Below are 17,485 nucleotides of genomic sequence, written 5' to 3'. Positions count from 1 at the left end.
ACGCTCCTCCTCCATCGGGTCGTTCAGGGGTCCATCTGCCGGAGGGCGCCCTCTGGCGTCGAGGAACGGCAGCCGCCGCCCTATGAGGCAAATCGACATCCCGGCCCGCGAGCTGACCCAAATCCGGCAGCGGGTTCGCACCGAGGAGGCCGCCCTCCCCGGTGGGCCGCGCACCGGGTACGGCCACGCGTCCGGAAGGCCCGGCGGGGTCCGCCGTCCGGGCGGACCCCGGCCCGGACGGCGGACGGAGCAGACTGAGCGGACTGAGCGGACTGGGCGGACTGGGCGGACGGAGCGGTCCGCGTGCACGGGCCGGGCGGTGCCCCGCAGGAGACGGCCGCGCGCGAATGCGGAGATGCGGGACGACCCTCTACGCTCATGATCCATGATGATCCGCACCGCGGCGACCGCCGCCGGAGCCGCCGTCCTGTTGTTCTCCGGTACGGCCGCCGCGTCCTCCTATCCCATCCAGGGCGCTTCCGAGCTGACCCACAATCCCCTCTACGAGCACGGCAGGCTTCCCTCGGTCCCCTGCAAGGCGGTCAAAGGCGCATCCAAGGCGTCGACGACCAAGTGGATCACCACGGTCGTCGGCTGCCTGAACTCCGCCTGGGCCAAGAGCGTCAAGGACTTCTCCCCGGTGCGGGTGGAGGTCAAGGCCAAGGCCAGAAGGGGCGTCTGCCTCTCCGGCATGGAGATCTCCGGCTCCTTCGCCAACCCCTGCTACAGCACCATCGACGTGCAGCTCGGCCCCGACTGGATCAAGGCCACGTCCGAGACGGCCGTCCTCATCGAGATCACGCGGGCGTACGCCAAGATCATCCAGGCGCAGACCGGCATCAGCAGCGCCTGGTGGGCGCTGCCGAGCAGCGGAATCGAGGCCGAGATGGACGAGCAGACGTACCGCTACTTCCTCCAGTCCGACTGCCTGACCGGTGTGTCGATGAAGGTCCTCGGCCGCACGGCCGGGAACTGGAAGCCACTCCTCGACGCCGAGACGCCGGAGGAGTACGACCGGTTCGACTGGTACGGCAAGCCCGCCAACCGCGTCCACTGGTTCGAGCAGGGCTACCGGGCGGGCGGTCCGAAGGCGTGCAACACCTGGAAGGCCCCGTCCTCGAAGGTCTCCTGACCCCGTCCGGGGAGCGGGCCCGGCGGGGCGACCCCTGCCCCCCGGTTCCCGCAGCGGACAGGGGAACCTAAATTGCCCCGTCTGTAGTTTGTCGGTTATGACAGACATAGGAGAGCGCGTGCAGGAGACCGCCGACCGGCTGGCGGTACGGCACGTGGGCGTGGTCGTCGTCGCGCTGGCCGGGGATGCGGTGGAGATCCGGGGAGCCGGCCGGACGGGCGGCGACCGCGACGGCGAGCCCGACGCCGGCACGATCTTCGAGATCGGCTCGGTCACGAAGGTGTTCACCTCACTGGCCCTGGCCCGGATGGTCGCGGCGGAGACCGCCGGCCTCGACGAGCCGCTGGCCGCGCTGCTGCCCGAGGGGGCGGAGGTACCGTCGCGGAACGGCACGGAGATCACCCTCCGGCACCTGGCCACCCACACCTCCGGCCTGCCGCGACTGCCCAAGGGCATGCTGCTGAGGGCGCTCCTGCGCCCGTCCGCGCCGGATCCCTACGCCGGGTGCACCGCCGCGTCCCTGCTGCGGGGACTGGCGCGAACCCGCCTGGGCGCCGTGCCCGGACGCCGGTTCCGCTACTCCAACCTCGGCGCGGGCCTGCTGGGGCTGGCGCTCGCCCACCGGGCCGGCACCGACTACGAGACGCTGATCGCCCGGGAGGTCTGCGCGCCCCTGGGCCTGTCCGACACCGTCATCACCGCCGACGGCGACCGGGCCGCACGCCTCGCGCACGGGCACGACCGGCGCCGCCGGCCCGCCCAGGCGTGGCACCTCGCGGACCTCGCCGGCGCGGGCGGCCTCCGGTCGACGGCGTGCGACCTGGCCGCCTTCCTCCGCGCCCAGCTGGACGACGGCACCGGCGAGACGGCCGAGGCGGTCCGGCTCACCCGGCAGACCGAGCACCGGATCACCCCCTTCTCCTGGATCCACCTCGGCTGGATGGGCCGGCGGCTGCACCCCCGCCAGGGCGCCCGCCTGGCGATCTGGCACAACGGCATGACCGGCGGGTTCTCCTCCTTCCTGGGCTTCGACCCGGAGCGGGGGACGGCCGTGGCCGTACTGAGCAACACGCAGCGGTCGGTGGACCGGCCCGCCTTCGACCTGCTCGACTCCCTGGAGGTCTGACGCGCTCCCGGCCCGGAGGCCGTCCGCACCGGTGCCCGGGAGGGATCCGGTGGTGGAGCCGCGGGTGTCCGCGCTCCGCACCGCTCCGCACCGCTTCGACGTCACCGCGGCGTCACCGGGCGTCACCGGGTGTCATCGCGGCGTCATCGCGGCGTCACCCGGGGAGGCGCCACCGCGGTGGCGAGGTCCGGACAGGTGGCCATCGGGCGCCGCGCCGCCGATCATGGCGGAATCCTGCAATGACCTGTCATTGCGGACGGCCGGCGCCCGCCCCGATAGTTGACGGCATGAGCACCTCCCCCGTCGTCCCCCACCTGGTCGTGGTCGCGATGTTCCCCGGAGTCGACGCGCTGGACGTCACCGGTCCCGCCGAGGTCTTCGCGATGGCCGGCCGGTTCCTGGCCGGACGCCCCGGTTACGAGGTACGGCTGGCCGGCGAGCGGCGCGGTCCCGTGCCGACCTTCTCCGGCGTGCGGCTGTGCGTGGAGGAGACCTTCGCCGGACAGCGCGGGACGATCGACACCCTGCTGGTGCCGGGCCGGATGCTCATCGGCCCGGAGGGGCCGGTCCCGCAGGTCGACGCGGGCGTGGTGGCGTGGCTGCGGGAGGCCGGTCCGCGGGCCGGCCGGGTGGCGTCGGTGTGCGCGGGCGCGCACGTCACCGCCGCCGCCGGCCTGCTGGACGGGCACCGCGCCACCACGCACTGGGCCACGGCCGGACGGCTCGCCGCCGACCACCCCGGGATCCGGGTCGAGCCCGATCCGATCTTCGTCCGCTCGGGGCGGATGTGGACCAGCGCGGGCATCACCTCTTCGATGGACCTGGCCCTGGCGCTGGTCGCCGAGGACCACGGCGACGAACTCGCGCTCGACGTGGCCCGCGCCATGGTCATGTACCTGCAGCGGCCGGGCGGCCAGAGCCAGTTCAGCGTGCCCCTGGCGCAGCGTCCCGGCGGCCGGCAGGACGTCCGCGGCCTGCGGCTGTGGATCGGCGAGCACCTGGACGCCGACCTGTCGGTGCCCGCACTGGCCGCACGGATGGCGATGAGCGAGCGGAACTTCGCCCGGGTCTTCCGCGCCGAGACCGGCAGCACGCCGGGCGCGTTCGTCGAGGGCATGCGGCTGGAGGCCGCCCGGCGGCTGCTGGAGCGCACGCCCCGCCCACCGTCCGACATCGCCAGGGCCTGCGGGTTCCGCTCGGTGGAGACCCTGCACCGGGTCTTCCGCGACCGGCTCGGCACCACGCCGGGCGAGTACCGGAACAGGTTCCGCACCGCCGCCCCCGCCTGACCCGACCGCATCCCCGCCCTTCCGCCGCACGCCCCGCCCCCGCCGGACCCGCACCCGCATCCCCGCCCTTCCGCCGCACGCCCCGCCCCCGCCGGACCCGCACCCGCGGCCCGGCCGACCCCGCACGCCCCGACGGGGCGCGCCCGCCGAAGAGAGCACCCGACATGCAGATCACCGCCACCCACATCGGCACCGCCACCGTCCTGCTGGAGATCGGCGGGCTGCGCCTGCTCACCGACCCGGTCTTCGACCCGGCCCCGGCCGCGTTCGACTACGGTCCCGTCGTCCTGCGCAGCACCGAGGGCCCGGTGATCCGGGCCGCCGACCTGCCGCCGGTGGACGCCGTCCTGCTCAGCCACGACGAGCACTACGACAACCTGGACACCGCCGGCCGCGCGCTGCTCGACGGGCGGCCGGTGCTGACCACCGTCAGCGGCGCCGGCCGCCTCGGCGGCGGAGCCGTCGGCCTGGAACCCTGGTCGACCCGTGAGCTGACCGTCGGCGGCAGGACCCTGCGGGTCACCGGCACCCCCGGCGTGCACGGCCCCTTCGGGGACGTCACCGGTTTCGTCGTCGAAGCGCCGGGCGAGGACGAGGCGCTCTACATCTCCGGCGACACCGTCTACGTCGACGAGCTCGACGAGGTCGGCCGCCGCTTCACCGTCGGCACCGCGCTGCTGCACCTGGGGGCCCCGCGCATCCAGGGCTTCGGCGGCGGCGAGCTGATCTGCATGGACGGCGCGCAGGGCGCGGCGCTCACCCGCTCGCTGGGGGCCCGCAGGGTCTGCCCGATCCACTACGCCTCCTGGGAGCACTTCACCGAGGACCCCGGGCAGGTCACCGCGGCCTTCGCAGCCGCGGGACTCGCCGACCGCCTGCACTGGCTCACCCCCGGCGTCCCTGAGATCCTCTCCTGAGGCGGGACCGCCGCCGCGCGGCCCGCCCGCCGCCCGAGCCGGTACGGCGGGCCGCGTCGGATCCCGACCGCCCCCTCCCCCGCGGCCCGCCCGGAGTTCCTCCCCTGCCGCCCCCACCCCCGGCCCCGTCGCGGACCATGACGCCGGACGGATCAGATAGGTCATGATGCGGTGCACTTCGAGTGATTAATCTTGTATGTCCGCATCAGCGGTGAAACGCTCGCCGTATGACGACGTTCGCCGGGGGCGCCATCGAAGCCTTCGTCGGCCCGGTCGAGCTGGGCGCGGCCGACGACCTCGAACGCGTGATCATCGATTTCATCGGCGGCGCCCGACGCTCCCTGGACATCGCCGTGCAGGAGCTCGACTCCGAGCCCATCGCCCAGGCCGTCCTGGACGCCCGCTTCCGCGGGGTGGACGTCCGCATGGTGCTGGAGCAGGACTACCTGGTCTCCGCCAGGCCGCCGGCCGTCACCGTACGGCCCGGCGAGGACGAGTCCGCGGCCCGCCGCCGGGTCCAGTGGGGCGGGGACGACGGGGAGGGCGGGGCGCGGAGCCTGGAGCCGAACCGGAGGATCCTGGCCGCGCTGCTGCGCTGCAACGTCGATGTGAAGGCGGACTACAACCCGGCGATCTTCCACCAGAAGTTCGTCATCCGCGACCACCGCGAACGCGCGCTGCCCACGTCGGCGATCCTGTCGGGGTCGGCGAACTTCACCCGCACCGACTGCCACCGCAACCTCAACCACGTCGTGGTCTTCCACGACCCGCGGATCTGCCGGGTGTACACCGCCGAGTTCGACCAGCTGCGCGAGGGGCGGTTCGGCCGGGGCGCCCACGGCAAGGTCCCCGGCGCCTACAACCTCAACGGGGTGCCGGTGAAGGTGCTGTTCGCCCCCGACCACGCGCCCGAGCTGGAGATCATGAAGCAGATGCTCAAGGCCACCGCGCGCGTCGACTTCGCCGTCTTCACCTTCTCCGGCTCGTCCGGCATCGACGACGCCATGATCGCTCTGGCGGCGGCCGGCCGCACCGTCACCGGCGCGATGGACCCCGGCCAGGGCGCGCAGACCTGGGCGGCCACCCACGACCTGGACCGCGCCCGCATCGAGCTGTACTTCCCGAGACGCGGGCCCGCCTTCGGCAAGCTCCACCACAAGCTCATGGTCATCGACGAGGCCGTCGTCGTCGCCGGGTCCTTCAACTACACCGCGCCCGCCAACGACTACAACGACGAGAACATCTTCGTCATCGGCAGCCCGTACCCGGACCTGCCCGCCCGCGAGGGCGGCCCGGTCGACCCCGCCGCCTGCGCCGAGCTCGCCCGCTTCTTCCGCGCCGAGATCCGGCGCATCGAGGCGGCGGGCGAGCGCTTCATGGGCGGCCCGCCCCCGCCCTAGCGGCCCGCCCCGCCCAACGCACCGCCCCCGCCCCGGCGGACCGCCGGCGGGATCCCGGTCGGCCGGAGAGTCCGCGGCCGAGACCCGGCCGACCGGAGAGTCCGCGGCCGAGACCCGGCCGACCGGAGAGCCCGCGGCCGAGACCCGGCCGGCCGGTCGGCGGCTCCCGAGCCGGGATGCGAGCGGTGATTCCCCGCGGTTCCCCTGACACGGCGTGCCGGGGGGTGCTGAAATGACGCATGATAAGCAACTACTAAACGTGATTACAAAGATACTTAAAGTGGATATGGCCACTTATAGGCCGTTGGTCCGACTTGCAGCACATCTCCCCGAAGAACGAAGGAACCGGCATGGCCATCAGCAGCCGCGTCGTCGACGACGCCCCGCACTGCCTCCGGGAGTGCCCGCTCACCTCGGCCGCCGTCCGCGACCTGACCGACCGCGAGGCCGCCGAGCAGCGCTTCCGCAGCCTGCTGGAGTCCGCGCCCGACGCCATGGTCATCGTCGACGGCGCCGGGACCATCACCCTGGTCAACGCCCAGACCGAGCAGGTGTTCGGCTACGACCGCGGCGAACTCCTCGGCCGTCCCGTGGAGATGCTGGTCCCCGCGCGCTTCCGCGACCTCCACGCGGTGCACCGCGACGACTACGCCGCCAACCAGCAGGTCCGCCCCATGGGCGCCGGGCTCGAACTGTACGGCCTGCGCAAGGACGGGCGCGAGTTCCCCGTCGAGATCAGCCTCAGCCCCCTGGAGACCGCCGACGGCCTCCTCGTCTCCGCGGCCGTCCGCGACGTCACCGACCGCAGGCGCGCCCAGGAGGAGCTCACCCGCCTGTACGAGCAGCAGCGGCACGTCGCGCTGACCCTTCAGCGCAGCCTGATGGGCACCCCGTCCGAGCCGTCGGGGATCGACACCGCCAGCCGCTACCTGCCCGCCGGGGCCGGCGCCGGGGTCGGCGGCGACTGGTTCGACCTGATCCCGCTGACCGGCGGCCAGGTCGGCATCCTGATCGGCGACGTGATGGGGCGGGGCCTGGAGGCCGCCGCGGTCATGGGGCAGCTGCGCTCGGCCGCCCGCGCCCTGGCCATGACCGCGATGTCGCCCCAGCAGGTCATGCAGGCCCTGGACGCCTTCGTCACCGATCTGCCCGACCAGCTGGTCACGTGCTGCTATCTGGTGGTCGACCCCACCGCCCGCACCGTGACCGTCTGCTCGGCGGGCCACCTGCCCATCCTGCTGGTCGACCCCGACGACCGGGTGCACCGGCTGCCCGCCCCCATCAGCGTCCCGCTCGGCGTCGGCGGCGTCGACCACCGGCAGGTCCGCCTGGAGATCGTCCCCGAATCGACCCTGGTGCTCTACACCGACGGCCTGGTGGAGACGCCCCGGAGCGACATCGAGGTCCAGCTCGCGGCCCTGGCCGACCGGCTCCGGACCGCCTTCCGCACCACCTCCGACCTCCAGCAGGCCGCCGACCAGGTGCTGTCCGCGCTGCTCCCCGACACCACCGCGCACGCCGACGACGTCACCCTGCTGCTGGCCCGCATCCCGACGGCCCCTCCGCCGACCGCCCAGACCCGCCTGGACGGCCACCCGGCCGCGGTCGGCGCCGCACGGCGCTTCCTCACCGCCACCCTGCGGTCCTGGCACTGCGCCCAGCTCACCGACACCGCCTGCCTGCTGGCCTCGGAACTCCTCACCAACACCGTCCGCCACACCAGGGGACCCGCCACCCTGCGCCTGCTGCGCACCCGCGACGGGCTCACCGTCGAGGTGACCGACCACAGCGCCGACCTGCCCCGCCCCCGCCGGGCCCGGAGCACCGACGAGGCGGGGCGCGGCCTGGCCATCCTGCAGGCACTGGCCGACGCGTGGGGCGCCCACCCCACCGCCACCGGCAAAACCGTCTGGTTCAGCCTGCGGCTCCCCTCCCCGCCGCCGGATCCCCTCCCGGCGGAGACGGATGCACCGATGTGACAGGCACGCCGACGCGACGGGCGCGGACGGCGATCCCTCGGACCGCCGCCTCATGATCCAATAGTTGAAAGTTGACATTTATACAGGTAAGCCTAACCTAATCTCCGTGACCGAGGAGATCTCGCTACGTGGAACCGACCTGCGTCTGGGCTACCACGGCGCCACCGTCGTGGAGAACGGCCGTATCGCCCTGCGGCGGGGGCGCGTGACGGCCCTGGTGGGGCCGAACGGCAGCGGCAAGTCCACCTTGCTGCGGGCGCTGGCCCGGCTCCACCGGCCGGAGGCGGGCACGGTGACGCTGACCGGTGACGTGTCCGCCCTGGACATGTCGGCCCGGGACTTCGCCAAGCGGGTCACGCTGCTGGCGCAGAGCCACACCACGCCTTCCGGCGTGCGGGTCCGGGACGTCGTCGGGTACGGCAGGCACCCCTACCGGGGCCGGTGGCGGGCCGGAGATCCCGGAGGGGACGGCGCGGTCGCCAGGGCGATGGAGCTCACCGGCGTCGCCGGGATGGCCGACCGCCCGGCGGACGAGCTGTCCGGCGGCGAGCTGCAGCGCGTGTGGCTGGCCACCTGCCTGGCGCAGGACACCGGCGTCCTGCTTTTGGACGAGCCCACCACCTTCCTGGACCTGCGCTACCAGATCGAGCTGCTGGAGCTGGTGCGCGACCTGGCCGACGACCACGACGTGGCCGTCGGCGTCGTCCTGCACGACCTGAACCAGGCCGCCGAGCTGGCCGACCACGTCGTCCTGCTGCACGGAGGCCGCGTCCGGGCCGACGGGCCGCCCGCCGAGGTCCTCACCGAGGACCTGCTCACCGAGGTGTACGGCATCCGCATCGAGGTCACGCACGACCCGAGGACGAAGACGGTGACCACCCGGCCGATCGGCCGGCACACCCGAAGCGTCCCCGCCACAACCTGACAGGAACACCATGAACCCCCTGCGCACCGCCCTCGTGGCCGTGGCCGCCACCACCGTGCTCGCCGCCTGCGGCACCACCGAGACCGCCGCCCCCGAGCCGGCCGCCTCCTCCGGTGGCACGGCCTCCGCCTCCGCCTCCCCCATCACCGTGACCGACAGCCGCGGCAAGCAGGTCACCCTCGACCGTCCCGCCACCAAGGTGGTCGCCCTGGAGTGGGGCGAGGCCGAGATGGCGGTCAGCCTCGGCGTCATGCCGATCGGGGTGGCCGACACCAAGGGCTACGCCACCTGGGTCACCGCGGCCGAGCTCGACCCCTCGGTCAAGGACGTCGGCACCCGCCAGGAGCCGAGCGTCGACTCCATCGCCGCCCTCCAGCCCGACCTGGTCGTCATGGAGGCCGAGCGCGACTCCGCGCTGGTTCCGCAGCTGGAGAAGTTCGTCCCCGTCATCACCTTCAAGGGCAGCGACGCGAGCGACAACCTGGGCCGGATGAGCGACGACCTCAAGCTGATCGCCACCGCGCTGGGCAAGACCGCCGAGGCGGACAGGCTCCTGGCCGACCTGGACGCCACGCTGGCCGACGGCAAGGCCGAGCTCGCCGCCGCGGGCTTCGCCGGCAAGCCGTTCGCCATGGCCGACGGCTGGAAGGACGGCAGCAAGATCTCCATCCGCATGTTCGGCAAGGGCGCCCTGGTCTCCGACGTCGCCGCCCGGCTCGGCCTGGTCAACGCCTGGAAGGGCGAAGTCGACCCGGTGTGGGGCCTGGGCGCCACCGACGTCGAGGGCCTGACCGCGCTGAAGGACCCCGACACCCGCTTCTTCTACAACGCCTCCGACGGCACCGACGTCTTCGCCGACGGCCTGGCCTCCAACGCCATCTGGAAGAAGCTGCCGTTCGTCGAGAAGAAGCAGGTCACCAAGCTGCCCGACGGCATCTGGACCTTCGGCGGGCCGCTGTCGTCCAAGCAGTACGCCGAGGCCCTCGTGAAGGCCTACACCGGTTGAGCACCATGGTCCAGGCCCCGCCGGCGCCTCCCACCCCGCTGCGGCGGCTGGGCGGCGCCGGCGTGGTCCTCCTGACGCTGGCGGCGGTCGTCGTGGCCGCCGCGGTCCACGTGACACAGGGCACCTCGTCGATCGGCGCGCTCGACCTGCTCCGGCTGCCGTTCGGGGACGCCGACGGCGAGGCCGCCCGGATCCTGCTGGCCTCCCGGCTGCCCCGACTGCTGGCCGGCGTCACCGTCGGCGTCGCCCTCGGCGTGGCGGGTGCGCTGCTGCAGGCCGTCTCCCGCAACCCCATGGCCTCGCCCGACACGCTGGCGGTCAGCGCCGGCGCCTACCTCGCGATCGCCGCCGCCGCGGTCTTCGGCCTGACCCTGCCGCCGGCCCTGTCGGGCCTGCTCGCCCTGCTGGGCGGACTGGCCGCGGCCGCCCTGGTGATGGCGCTCGCCGCGGGCGGCCGGACCGGGACGACCCGGCTGATCCTGGCGGGCTCGGCGACCGCGCTGGCGCTCCACTCGCTCACCAACCTGCTGATGATCCTGTTCGAGGAGGAGACCACCGGGCTGTTCGCCTGGGGCAGCGGCTCACTCGTGCAGAGCGACCTCGACGCCGTCGCCCAGATGGGCCCGCTGATCCTGCTGGTCCTGGCCGCCGCCGTGCTGGCCGGGCCGCGGCTCGACATCCTGGCCCTGGGCGACGACACCGCCACCGTGCTCGGCGTCAACGTCGGGCGGCTGCGCCTGGTGCTCACGCTCCTGGCCGTCCTGCTGGCCGCCGCCGCGGTGACCGTCGCGGGCCCCGTCGGGTTCGTGGGCCTGTGCGCGCCGGTGATCGTCAGGCTGCTGCCGGGCGTGCACCGCCACCGGACGACGCTGCCGCTGGCGGGCCTCGTCGGCGTGCTCGTCGTCCTCGGCTCCGACATCGCGCTGCGCGCCGTCTTCGGCGGGCAGGCGGGCGTCGACGTGCCGCCCGGCGTGGTGACCTCGCTGTTCGGCGCCGCCGTGATGGTGTGGCTGGCCCGCCGCTACCGGGACGCCGGACCGACCCGCCGGCCGCCGATCGTGCGCGTCGCGGCCCGCTCCCGCGCCGCCTTCCTGATCGTGGTGACGGCCTGCGCGCTCCTGCTCGCCGGTGCGGTCTTCCTCGGCATGCTCGGCGGCGACACCTGGATCCTGGGCGGCGACCTGGTCAACTGGCTCAGCGGGCGGACCGGCCGCGGCCTCACCTTCGTGCTCGACCAGCGCTATCCCCGGGTGCTGGCCGCGGTGCTCGCCGGCGCCGCGCTGGCCGCCGCGGGCACGGCCGTCCAGGCCGTGTGCCGCAACCCGCTGGCCGAGCCCGGCATGCTCGGCGTCACCGCCGGTGCGGGGGTGGGCGCGATCTCCCTGCTGGCCCTCACCCCGCTCGCCGGGATCTGGCCGATGTCCGCGGCGGCCATGGCAGGCGCGCTGGCCGCCTCCGCCGCGGTCTACCTGCTGTCGTGGCGCGGCGGGCTGAGCTCCGACCGCCTGGTGCTGATCGGCGTCGGCATGCAGTCGGCCTGCACCGCCGTCACCGTGCTGATCATCGTCAAGGCGGACCCCTGGAACACCGCCATGGCGCTGACCTGGCTGTCCGGTTCCACCTACGGCCGCGTCCCCGTCCAGCTCGTCCCGGTCGCGCTGGCCCTGGTCCTGGTGGTCCCGCTGATCGTCTGGCTCCGCCGCGACCTGGACCTGCTCTCCCTGGACGAGGACACCCCGCGCATCCTCGGCGTCCCCCTGGAACCGGTACGGCTGGCCGCCCTGGGCGGCTCGGTGCTGCTGACCGCCACCGCGGTCTCCGCCGTGGGCGTGATCGGCTTCGTCGGCCTGATCGCCCCGCACGCCGCCCGCGCCCTGGTCGGCTCCGGCCACACCCGGGTCCTGCCCGTGGCCGTGCTCCTGGGCGCCCTGCTGGTGAGCCTGGCCGACACGCTCGGGCGCACCGTCATCGCCCCGGCTCAGGTGCCCGCCGGGCTCGTCACCGCGCTGCTCGGCACGCCGTACTTCGTCTGGCTGCTGTGGCGCTCACGGGCGCGGGCGGACGGCTGACCGGCCGGCTCCGGGCCCTCCCGTGCCCGCGTCCGCGGGCTGCGCTACAGTCGCGTCCGGCACGAACTGACGCGAGGTGCCTCCCCGCGGGGAGGAGAATCGGGAAGCCGGTGCGACTCCGGCACGGGCCCGCCGCGGTGATCGGGGAGCTGCCGTCCACGCACGGAGGTGCGGCCACTGGCCTGCGGGCCGGGAAGGCGGACGGTGCAGGCGTTGATCCGAGAGTCCGAAGACCGGCCTCGCTCCACCCGCCGCCCCGAGGGCGGCACGAGCAGCGGGAGCCTGCCCTGTGAACGACGGCGTCTCTGCGAACACCGGCGTCTACGACGTCATCCACCGCCGCCGCGACGTGCGGTCCCAGTTCAACGGCGGACCCGTCCCCGGCGACGTCCTCGACCGCGTGCTGGGCGCCGCGCACGCGGCGCCCAGCGTCGGGCTCTCCCAGCCCTGGGACTTCGTCGTCGTGCGGGACCTCGGCACCCGCCGCGCCTTCCACGACCACGTCCAGCGGGAACGGGCCGTCTTCGCGGCCTCCCTCAGCGGGGACGAGGCCGAGCGGTTCGCCCGGATCAAGGTCGACGGCGTCCTGGAGTCGAGCCTCTCGGTGGTCGTCACCTACGACGCCGAGCGCGCCGGCCCCGCGGTCCTGGGCCGGCACGCCATCGCCGACACCGGTCTGTACTCGGTCTGCCTGGCCATCCAGAACCTGTGGCTGGCGGCCACCGCCGAGGAGCTGGGCGTCGGCTGGGTCTCGTTCTACCGCGAGCCGTTCGTGCGGCGCCTGCTCGGCATCCCGTCCGGGATCCGCCCGGTGGCCTGGCTCTGCCTGGGACCGGTCACCCACGTCGAACCGGCGCCCGACCTGGAGCGGCAGGGCTGGCGCCACCGCGTCCCGCTGAGCGCGGCGGTCCGGCACGAACGGTGGTGACGCGGCCCGGGAAAGGCCTGCCGCGGGCCCGGGAAAGGCTTGCCGCGGCCCGGACGGACATGATCGACTAGGACGGTCGTTTTCGGCGTGACCCCCCGAATGAACGGACCTGCCCCATGGACACCCCCCGCGAATCCGGCGCCCCGCGCGACCTCGGCCTCGACCGGCCGCATTCGGCCCGCATCTGGAACTACTGGCTGGGCGGCAAGGACAACCACCCGGCCGACCGCGAGGCCGGGGAGATGGTCAAGGAGCTCATCCCGGGCATCGTGGAAGCGGCCCGCGCCGATCGGGCGTTCCTGGGCCGGGCCGTACGGCACCTGGCGGGAGAGGCGGGCATCCGCCAGTTCCTCGACATCGGCACGGGCCTGCCCACGGCCGACAACACCCACGAGGTCGCGCAGCGGATCGCGCCGGAGGCCCGGATCGTCTACGTCGACAACGACCCGATCGTCCTGACGCACGCCCGCGCCCTGCTCGCCGGCACGCCCGAAGGCCGCACCCAGTACATCGAGGCCGACCTGCGCGACCCGCGGCACATCCTGCGGGCCGCCGCGCAGACGCTCGACCTCGCCGAACCCGTCGCGCTGATGCTGCTGGGCATCCTGCACCACATCGTCGACGACGCCGAAGCGGGGAAGATCGTACGGGAGCTGGTCGACGCCCTGCCCTCCGGCAGCCACCTGGTGATCGCGCATGCCACGGCCGAGGTCCACGGCGAGGCCATGCACGAGGCGATGCGGCGGTTCATGGAGCGGGGCGGCACCCCGATCGTGGCCCGCTCCCGCAGTCATCTCGCGACCTTCTTCGACGGGCTGGAACTCCTGGAACCCGGCGTGGTGTCCTGCTCGCGGTGGCGTGTCGAGGCCGAGCCCTGGGGCGAGCCCGAAGAGGTGTCCCAGTTCTGCGGGGTCGCCCGCAAACCGTGAGGACGCCGCCCGGAACGCCGGCCGAGACGGCCGAGACGGCCGAGGCGGCCGACCGTACGCCGAACTCGGCGATGATTTCACCTCTCCATGTGCTCCGCGCAGAGCAGCAGCCAGGCTTCGATCTCCGCCACGGCCAGCACGTAGTGAGCCGTGCCGAGAGCCGCCTCCAGTGCCTTCCCGACCCGCTCCCGGATGACCGGGTAGTCGTCGCCGTCAGCCCGGTCGAGGTCCTCGTGGACGAAGACGCACGCGACACCGGTGTCGTCCCGGGTGGCCCGCGCCCGCACCTTGCCCGCCAGGGCCTCGGCACGGGCGGCGAGAGTGGCCCCGGTCGCCTGGTGCAGCCTGACCGGGTCGCTGATCTCCACGATCCTGCCCCGCATGTCCGGGCAGAACTCCTCCAGCAGCACCCTGAGGGCGATCCGGTCGTTCCTGTCCTCTCCCGCGACGACCACGACCGGCTTCTTCGTCGGCCGGACGCGGGTCCCTCCCCCGCGTCGGCTTGGAGCCGCTCCCAGATGTCCTCGTCCGACTCGCGGAGCCCGTGCAGGAACTGCGACAGGTTGGAGGCGTCGGTCGCGATGGGCTGGTACACGCCGCCGGAGACGCGCGACGGCATGCACGCGCGGGGAACGTCGACGTCGAAGATGCGGAAGTCCTCCGTGAGGAGATCAGCGAGTCCCGCGACCTTCCCCCCTCCAACGTCATCCGACAGGCGGGACAGAGCGGAGAGACCGGCGCTGAACGGCTGGATTCCTATCTTCCTCACTCCCGCTCGGTGGCCGGTCCCGTCCTCCGGGATCGCTTCACCGGATCCGTACTGAGCATTCACGACCCGCTCGCCGGACACCTCGATCCGGTTCCACCGGCCGTCGGCATCACTGAACCGGAAGAGTTCTTCCCGCGCTGCGGGATCCTCATCGATCTTCAAGCGGTAGGTGTCGAGCGGAGCCTCAGCAATCGCAGCGCCGGGCCAGTGCCCTTTCAGCTCGATCTGGATGTACCGGGGGGCCGCGGCGCCGCCCCGGAAGACCAGTTCCTCGAAACCTCCCCGCCTCTCAAGGGCCGGCCGTAGATCGGTCCGGGCGATGTCGGCGAGGAAGTCGAATACCTTCAGGACGTTCGTCTTGCCCGCACCGTTCGGACCGACCAGGACGTTGACCGGTCCCAGTGGCAGCGTCACCTCTTTGAGACTGCGGAAGTTCTCCACCTTCAGCTCGACCAACCGCTCGTCCGTCGGCCCACCCCTCTTTCGCCAGTCTCCATACGAACCGTACGGCGAGCCGCTCCGAAGCCCTGTGCCGTGCCCATCTTTCCCGGTCCCCGGCGATGATCTGGCGGGATCGGCGCACAGGATGCCGTGAGAGGAGACGACAGCCGGTCGCCGGCGTCGTTCGGCAACCGACCGGGGTGAGGGTGGACGCTCGGTCGTAGTGCGTCAGCCGGGGCTGGACTCAGCGGTCCCGGCGCCCAGGACGAAGGCGCGCCACACCCATCCGCCGATAAGGTGCTTCCGTGGACGCTCTGGGAAATCCCGCTCTGGAAAGCCTCGTCATCACCAGGCGTCTGCGCGTCCCCCTCGACACTCCCGCGGACGCCGCACCGGACTGGGGGGCGACGGCCGCCCGGCAGCTCGACGCCGCGCTGCTGAGCGTGGGGTTCACGTGCTCCCCGGCCCTGCTCGCCCGCCTGGCCGAGCTGCCCGGTGCGGCGGTGGTCGACCTCGGCGTGCGCGTCCTGACCGCGGTCCGCCGGCTGGTCGGCGACCACGTGCGGCACAACGCCTACTTCATCGACTTCCCCGCCAACGTGCCCGACACCGTGGAGTTCTGGGCCGGCCTGCTGCGCGAGGCGCTGCTCGATCCCGTCACCGCGCTCGACCCGGCCGCCGCGCGGGTCCGGACCTCGACGCTCGACCTGCTGAGCCTGCCCGGATACGGCCGCTACCGGCACACCTACGCCGAACTGCTGGCCGCGCACGCGGAGCTGGTCCCGCTGGCCGGGGACCGGGTGACCGTACTGGAGCCGGGCGGGAGCCTACAGGCCGAGGCGCGCGACCTCTACCTCTCGCTGGCGGGCTCGGAGGCGCCGCTCGCCGCCGAGGACCTGGCGGCCCTGCGCTCGCTGGCCTCGTTCTGCGCCGAGCAGCCGGAGCACGTCCCCGTGCGCGAGAACCGCGCCGTCGTCAACGAGGTACGGCTGGCCGCCGGCCTGCCCCTGCTCGTCGACACGGTGACCGACGTGCTCCGACTGGCCTGCGGCGCCTCCGGCGGCGACGTCACGCTCACCGCGCCCACCCGGTTCCGTTCCTTCCGCCGTGCCGAGCGCCGCGCCCTGCTGGCCGCGCTGGACGGCCTGCCCCCGGCCAAGCACGGCGACGTCGCGCGCCACCGGGAGCAGTGGAAGCGACTCGGCGAGCGGCTGCACCCGCACGAGTTCCCGCGGTTCCCGCGGGCCGCCCAGGTCTTCGAGACGGCCAGGGGCGCGCGGAGGGTCCCCGGCTTCGACAGCCGGGTGGAGGCCGCCCTGTCGGCCGGCCGTACCGCCGACGCCGTCCGGCTGCTGGAGCACGCTCCCGGAGCGCTGCTGCGCCGCCTCGACCACCTGCTGCGGACCGGCTCGTCCGCGTCGGCCGTCCTGGACGCCGCAGAACGGTCCGCCGGGCGGGCGTCCGGCCGCGTGCTGCTCTCCCTGCGCGAGCACCTGCAGAACCGGATCGAGCCCGCCGCCGGCCGCGTCTTCGTCAACCGGTACGGCAGGGCGTGGACGACCCCGGACGGCCGCGCGCCGCTCGGCGGGGAGGTGCTGGAGCGGCTGCTCGCCGTCCTGGACGAGGAGATCACTCGCCGGCTCCCCGACCCCGGCGAGCTCGTCGTCGACCCCGACGTGCTCGACGTGGCCCTGCCCCTGTCGGGAAAGGCGGTCGCGCCCGGGCTCGGCATGCTCCCCCGCGGGTCGCTGTCCCGGGTGGACGGGGAACTGCTCCGGTTCTTCGTCCACTGGCGCCAGGCCGAGCGGCGCACCGACTACGACCTGTCGGCGCTCATCCTCGACGCGTCCTACGGCGACCCGGAGCAGGTCTCCTGGACGAACTACACGAGCGACTTCGCGCGGTACTCGGGCGACCTCACCGACGCCTCCGACGGCGCGTCGGAGTTCATCGACGTCCGCCTCGCCGAGGCGACCCGGCCGATCGTCATCCCCCAGGTGAACATCTACTCCGGGGAGCCGTTCGACGAGGCCGCCGAGGCGTTCTTCGGTTTCATGACCAGGGACGCCGCGCAGGAGGGCCGCCCCTTCGAGCCGCGTACCGTGCGCATGAAGTCGGACCTGCGCGGCTCCGGCCGGGTCGCCCTGCCGCTGGTCTTCCTGCGCGGCGACGACGGGGTCTGGCGGGTGAAGTGGCTGCACCTCTACCTGAAGGGCCACCCCCGGTTCAACCAGGTCGAGGGCAACCGGGTGACCGCGTCGCTGCTGGTGCGCTCGATCGTGGAACGCGACCACCTCCGGGTCCGCCACCTCGTCGACCTGCTGCGCGCGAAGGCCGCGACCGCCGCCGCCGGGCGGACCCCCGGCACCGGCACCGCAACCGGTACCGGCACCGGCACCGGCACCGGCACCGGGCGGATCACCTACATCGGGCTGGCCGCTCCGGCCGGTCTCCCGCCGGGCTCGCGGGTGTACACCGCCGCGACACTGCACGAGCTGATCCCGGCCTGATACCGTTGGCGCCGCGAGGCCATGGGAGGGCTTCCTTCTCAATCTTCCCAATTGACACTCCAGCT

Annotated in this window: 14 protein-coding genes, 1 pseudogene and 1 riboswitch; of the genes and pseudogenes, 13 read left to right on the top strand and 2 right to left on the bottom strand. The window is 73.5% G+C overall.

Annotated features, from left to right (window positions below; all coding sequences use genetic code 11):
* The first annotated feature begins 385 nt into the window (after positions 1-385).
* The 11 genes from HS045_RS18190 (at position 386) to HS045_RS18140 (ending at position 13,700) form a co-directional block, all read left to right on the top strand.
* Positions 386-1,132 carry a hypothetical protein gene (locus HS045_RS18190; RefSeq protein ID WP_196452505.1) on the top strand — a complete coding sequence of 249 codons (747 nt, stop codon included), beginning with the start codon at positions 386-388 and terminating at the stop codon, positions 1,130-1,132.
* Between the two features lie 97 nt (positions 1,133-1,229).
* On the top strand, positions 1,230-2,258 hold the full coding sequence (locus HS045_RS18185; RefSeq protein ID WP_196452504.1) for a serine hydrolase: 1,029 nt from the start codon (positions 1,230-1,232) through the stop codon (positions 2,256-2,258).
* Between the two features lie 287 nt (positions 2,259-2,545).
* The gene (locus HS045_RS18180) at positions 2,546-3,547 is read left to right on the top strand and encodes a GlxA family transcriptional regulator (RefSeq protein WP_196452503.1); all 1,002 of its coding nucleotides are present in this window, start codon (positions 2,546-2,548) and stop codon (positions 3,545-3,547) included.
* Positions 3,548-3,711: 164 nt separating this feature from the next.
* On the top strand, positions 3,712-4,464 hold the full coding sequence (locus tag HS045_RS18175) for an MBL fold metallo-hydrolase (protein WP_196452502.1): 753 nt from the start codon (positions 3,712-3,714) through the stop codon (positions 4,462-4,464).
* Positions 4,465-4,691: 227 nt separating this feature from the next.
* Complete coding sequence (locus HS045_RS18170; RefSeq protein ID WP_196452501.1) at positions 4,692-5,864, top strand: phospholipase D-like domain-containing protein; 1,173 nt, start codon at positions 4,692-4,694, stop codon at positions 5,862-5,864.
* 350 nt (positions 5,865-6,214) lie between these two features.
* A complete protein-coding gene (locus HS045_RS18165; RefSeq protein ID WP_196452500.1) occupies positions 6,215-7,843 on the top strand; it encodes a SpoIIE family protein phosphatase in 1,629 nt (542 codons plus the stop codon).
* Positions 7,844-7,949: 106 nt separating this feature from the next.
* Complete coding sequence (locus tag HS045_RS18160) at positions 7,950-8,768, top strand: ABC transporter ATP-binding protein (RefSeq protein WP_196452499.1); 819 nt, start codon at positions 7,950-7,952, stop codon at positions 8,766-8,768.
* A gap of 10 nt (positions 8,769-8,778) precedes the next feature.
* The gene (locus HS045_RS18155; protein WP_230884089.1) at positions 8,779-9,774 is read left to right on the top strand and encodes an iron-siderophore ABC transporter substrate-binding protein; all 996 of its coding nucleotides are present in this window, start codon (positions 8,779-8,781) and stop codon (positions 9,772-9,774) included.
* Between the two features lie 5 nt (positions 9,775-9,779).
* On the top strand, positions 9,780-11,843 hold the full coding sequence (locus HS045_RS18150; RefSeq protein ID WP_196452856.1) for an iron ABC transporter permease: 2,064 nt from the start codon (positions 9,780-9,782) through the stop codon (positions 11,841-11,843).
* Between the two features lie 57 nt (positions 11,844-11,900).
* A riboswitch (cobalamin riboswitch) is annotated at positions 11,901-12,100 on the top strand.
* A 32-nt stretch (positions 12,101-12,132) separates the two neighbouring features.
* A complete protein-coding gene (bluB, locus tag HS045_RS18145) occupies positions 12,133-12,771 on the top strand; it encodes a 5,6-dimethylbenzimidazole synthase (protein WP_196452498.1) in 639 nt (212 codons plus the stop codon).
* 116 nt (positions 12,772-12,887) lie between these two features.
* The gene (locus HS045_RS18140) at positions 12,888-13,700 is read left to right on the top strand and encodes an SAM-dependent methyltransferase (protein ID WP_196452497.1); all 813 of its coding nucleotides are present in this window, start codon (positions 12,888-12,890) and stop codon (positions 13,698-13,700) included.
* A gap of 77 nt (positions 13,701-13,777) precedes the next feature.
* Here HS045_RS18140 and HS045_RS18135 read toward each other — a convergent pair whose 3' ends face one another.
* Positions 13,778-14,155, bottom strand: a complete 378-nt coding sequence (locus tag HS045_RS18135; RefSeq protein ID WP_196452496.1) for a hypothetical protein — start codon at positions 14,153-14,155, stop codon at positions 13,778-13,780.
* Between the two features lie 89 nt (positions 14,156-14,244).
* Here HS045_RS18135 and HS045_RS18130 point away from each other — a divergent pair, with 89 nt between their 5' ends.
* On the top strand, positions 14,245-14,775 hold the full coding sequence (locus tag HS045_RS18130; RefSeq protein ID WP_196452495.1) for a hypothetical protein: 531 nt from the start codon (positions 14,245-14,247) through the stop codon (positions 14,773-14,775).
* A gap of 27 nt (positions 14,776-14,802) precedes the next feature.
* On the opposite strand, the pseudogene HS045_RS36420 reads toward HS045_RS18130, so the two are convergent.
* Positions 14,803-14,925: pseudogene (locus tag HS045_RS36420) on the bottom strand (AAA family ATPase); the annotation flags it as partial.
* Positions 14,926-15,215: 290 nt separating this feature from the next.
* Here HS045_RS36420 and HS045_RS18120 point away from each other — a divergent pair.
* Complete coding sequence (locus tag HS045_RS18120; protein ID WP_307827578.1) at positions 15,216-17,420, top strand: hypothetical protein; 2,205 nt, start codon at positions 15,216-15,218, stop codon at positions 17,418-17,420.
* The last annotated feature ends 65 nt before the right edge of the window (positions 17,421-17,485 follow it).

It is taken from the genome of Planomonospora sp. ID82291 (assembly GCF_015711645.1).
Classification (GTDB): domain Bacteria; phylum Actinomycetota; class Actinomycetes; order Streptosporangiales; family Streptosporangiaceae; genus Planomonospora.
This window is presented reverse-complemented; position numbering and strand designations above follow the sequence as displayed.

Bases quoted from the DNA above. Each gene is read 5' to 3' on its own strand.
- HS045_RS18155 (WP_230884089.1), top strand. From the start codon at position 8,779: ATGAACCCCCTGCGCACCGCCCTCGTGGCCGTGGCCGCCACCACCGTG.
- HS045_RS18175 (WP_196452502.1), top strand. From the start codon at position 3,712: ATGCAGATCACCGCCACCCACATCGGCACCGCCACCGTCCTGCTGGAG.
- HS045_RS18180 (WP_196452503.1), top strand. From the start codon at position 2,546: ATGAGCACCTCCCCCGTCGTCCCCCACCTGGTCGTGGTCGCGATGTTC.
- HS045_RS18140 (WP_196452497.1), top strand. From the start codon at position 12,888: ATGGACACCCCCCGCGAATCCGGCGCCCCGCGCGACCTCGGCCTCGAC.
- HS045_RS18170 (WP_196452501.1), top strand. From the start codon at position 4,692: ATGACGACGTTCGCCGGGGGCGCCATCGAAGCCTTCGTCGGCCCGGTC.
- HS045_RS18165 (WP_196452500.1), top strand. From the start codon at position 6,215: ATGGCCATCAGCAGCCGCGTCGTCGACGACGCCCCGCACTGCCTCCGG.
- HS045_RS18190 (WP_196452505.1), top strand. From the start codon at position 386: ATGATGATCCGCACCGCGGCGACCGCCGCCGGAGCCGCCGTCCTGTTG.
- HS045_RS18150 (WP_196452856.1), top strand. From the start codon at position 9,780: ATGGTCCAGGCCCCGCCGGCGCCTCCCACCCCGCTGCGGCGGCTGGGC.
- HS045_RS18185 (WP_196452504.1), top strand. From the start codon at position 1,230: ATGACAGACATAGGAGAGCGCGTGCAGGAGACCGCCGACCGGCTGGCG.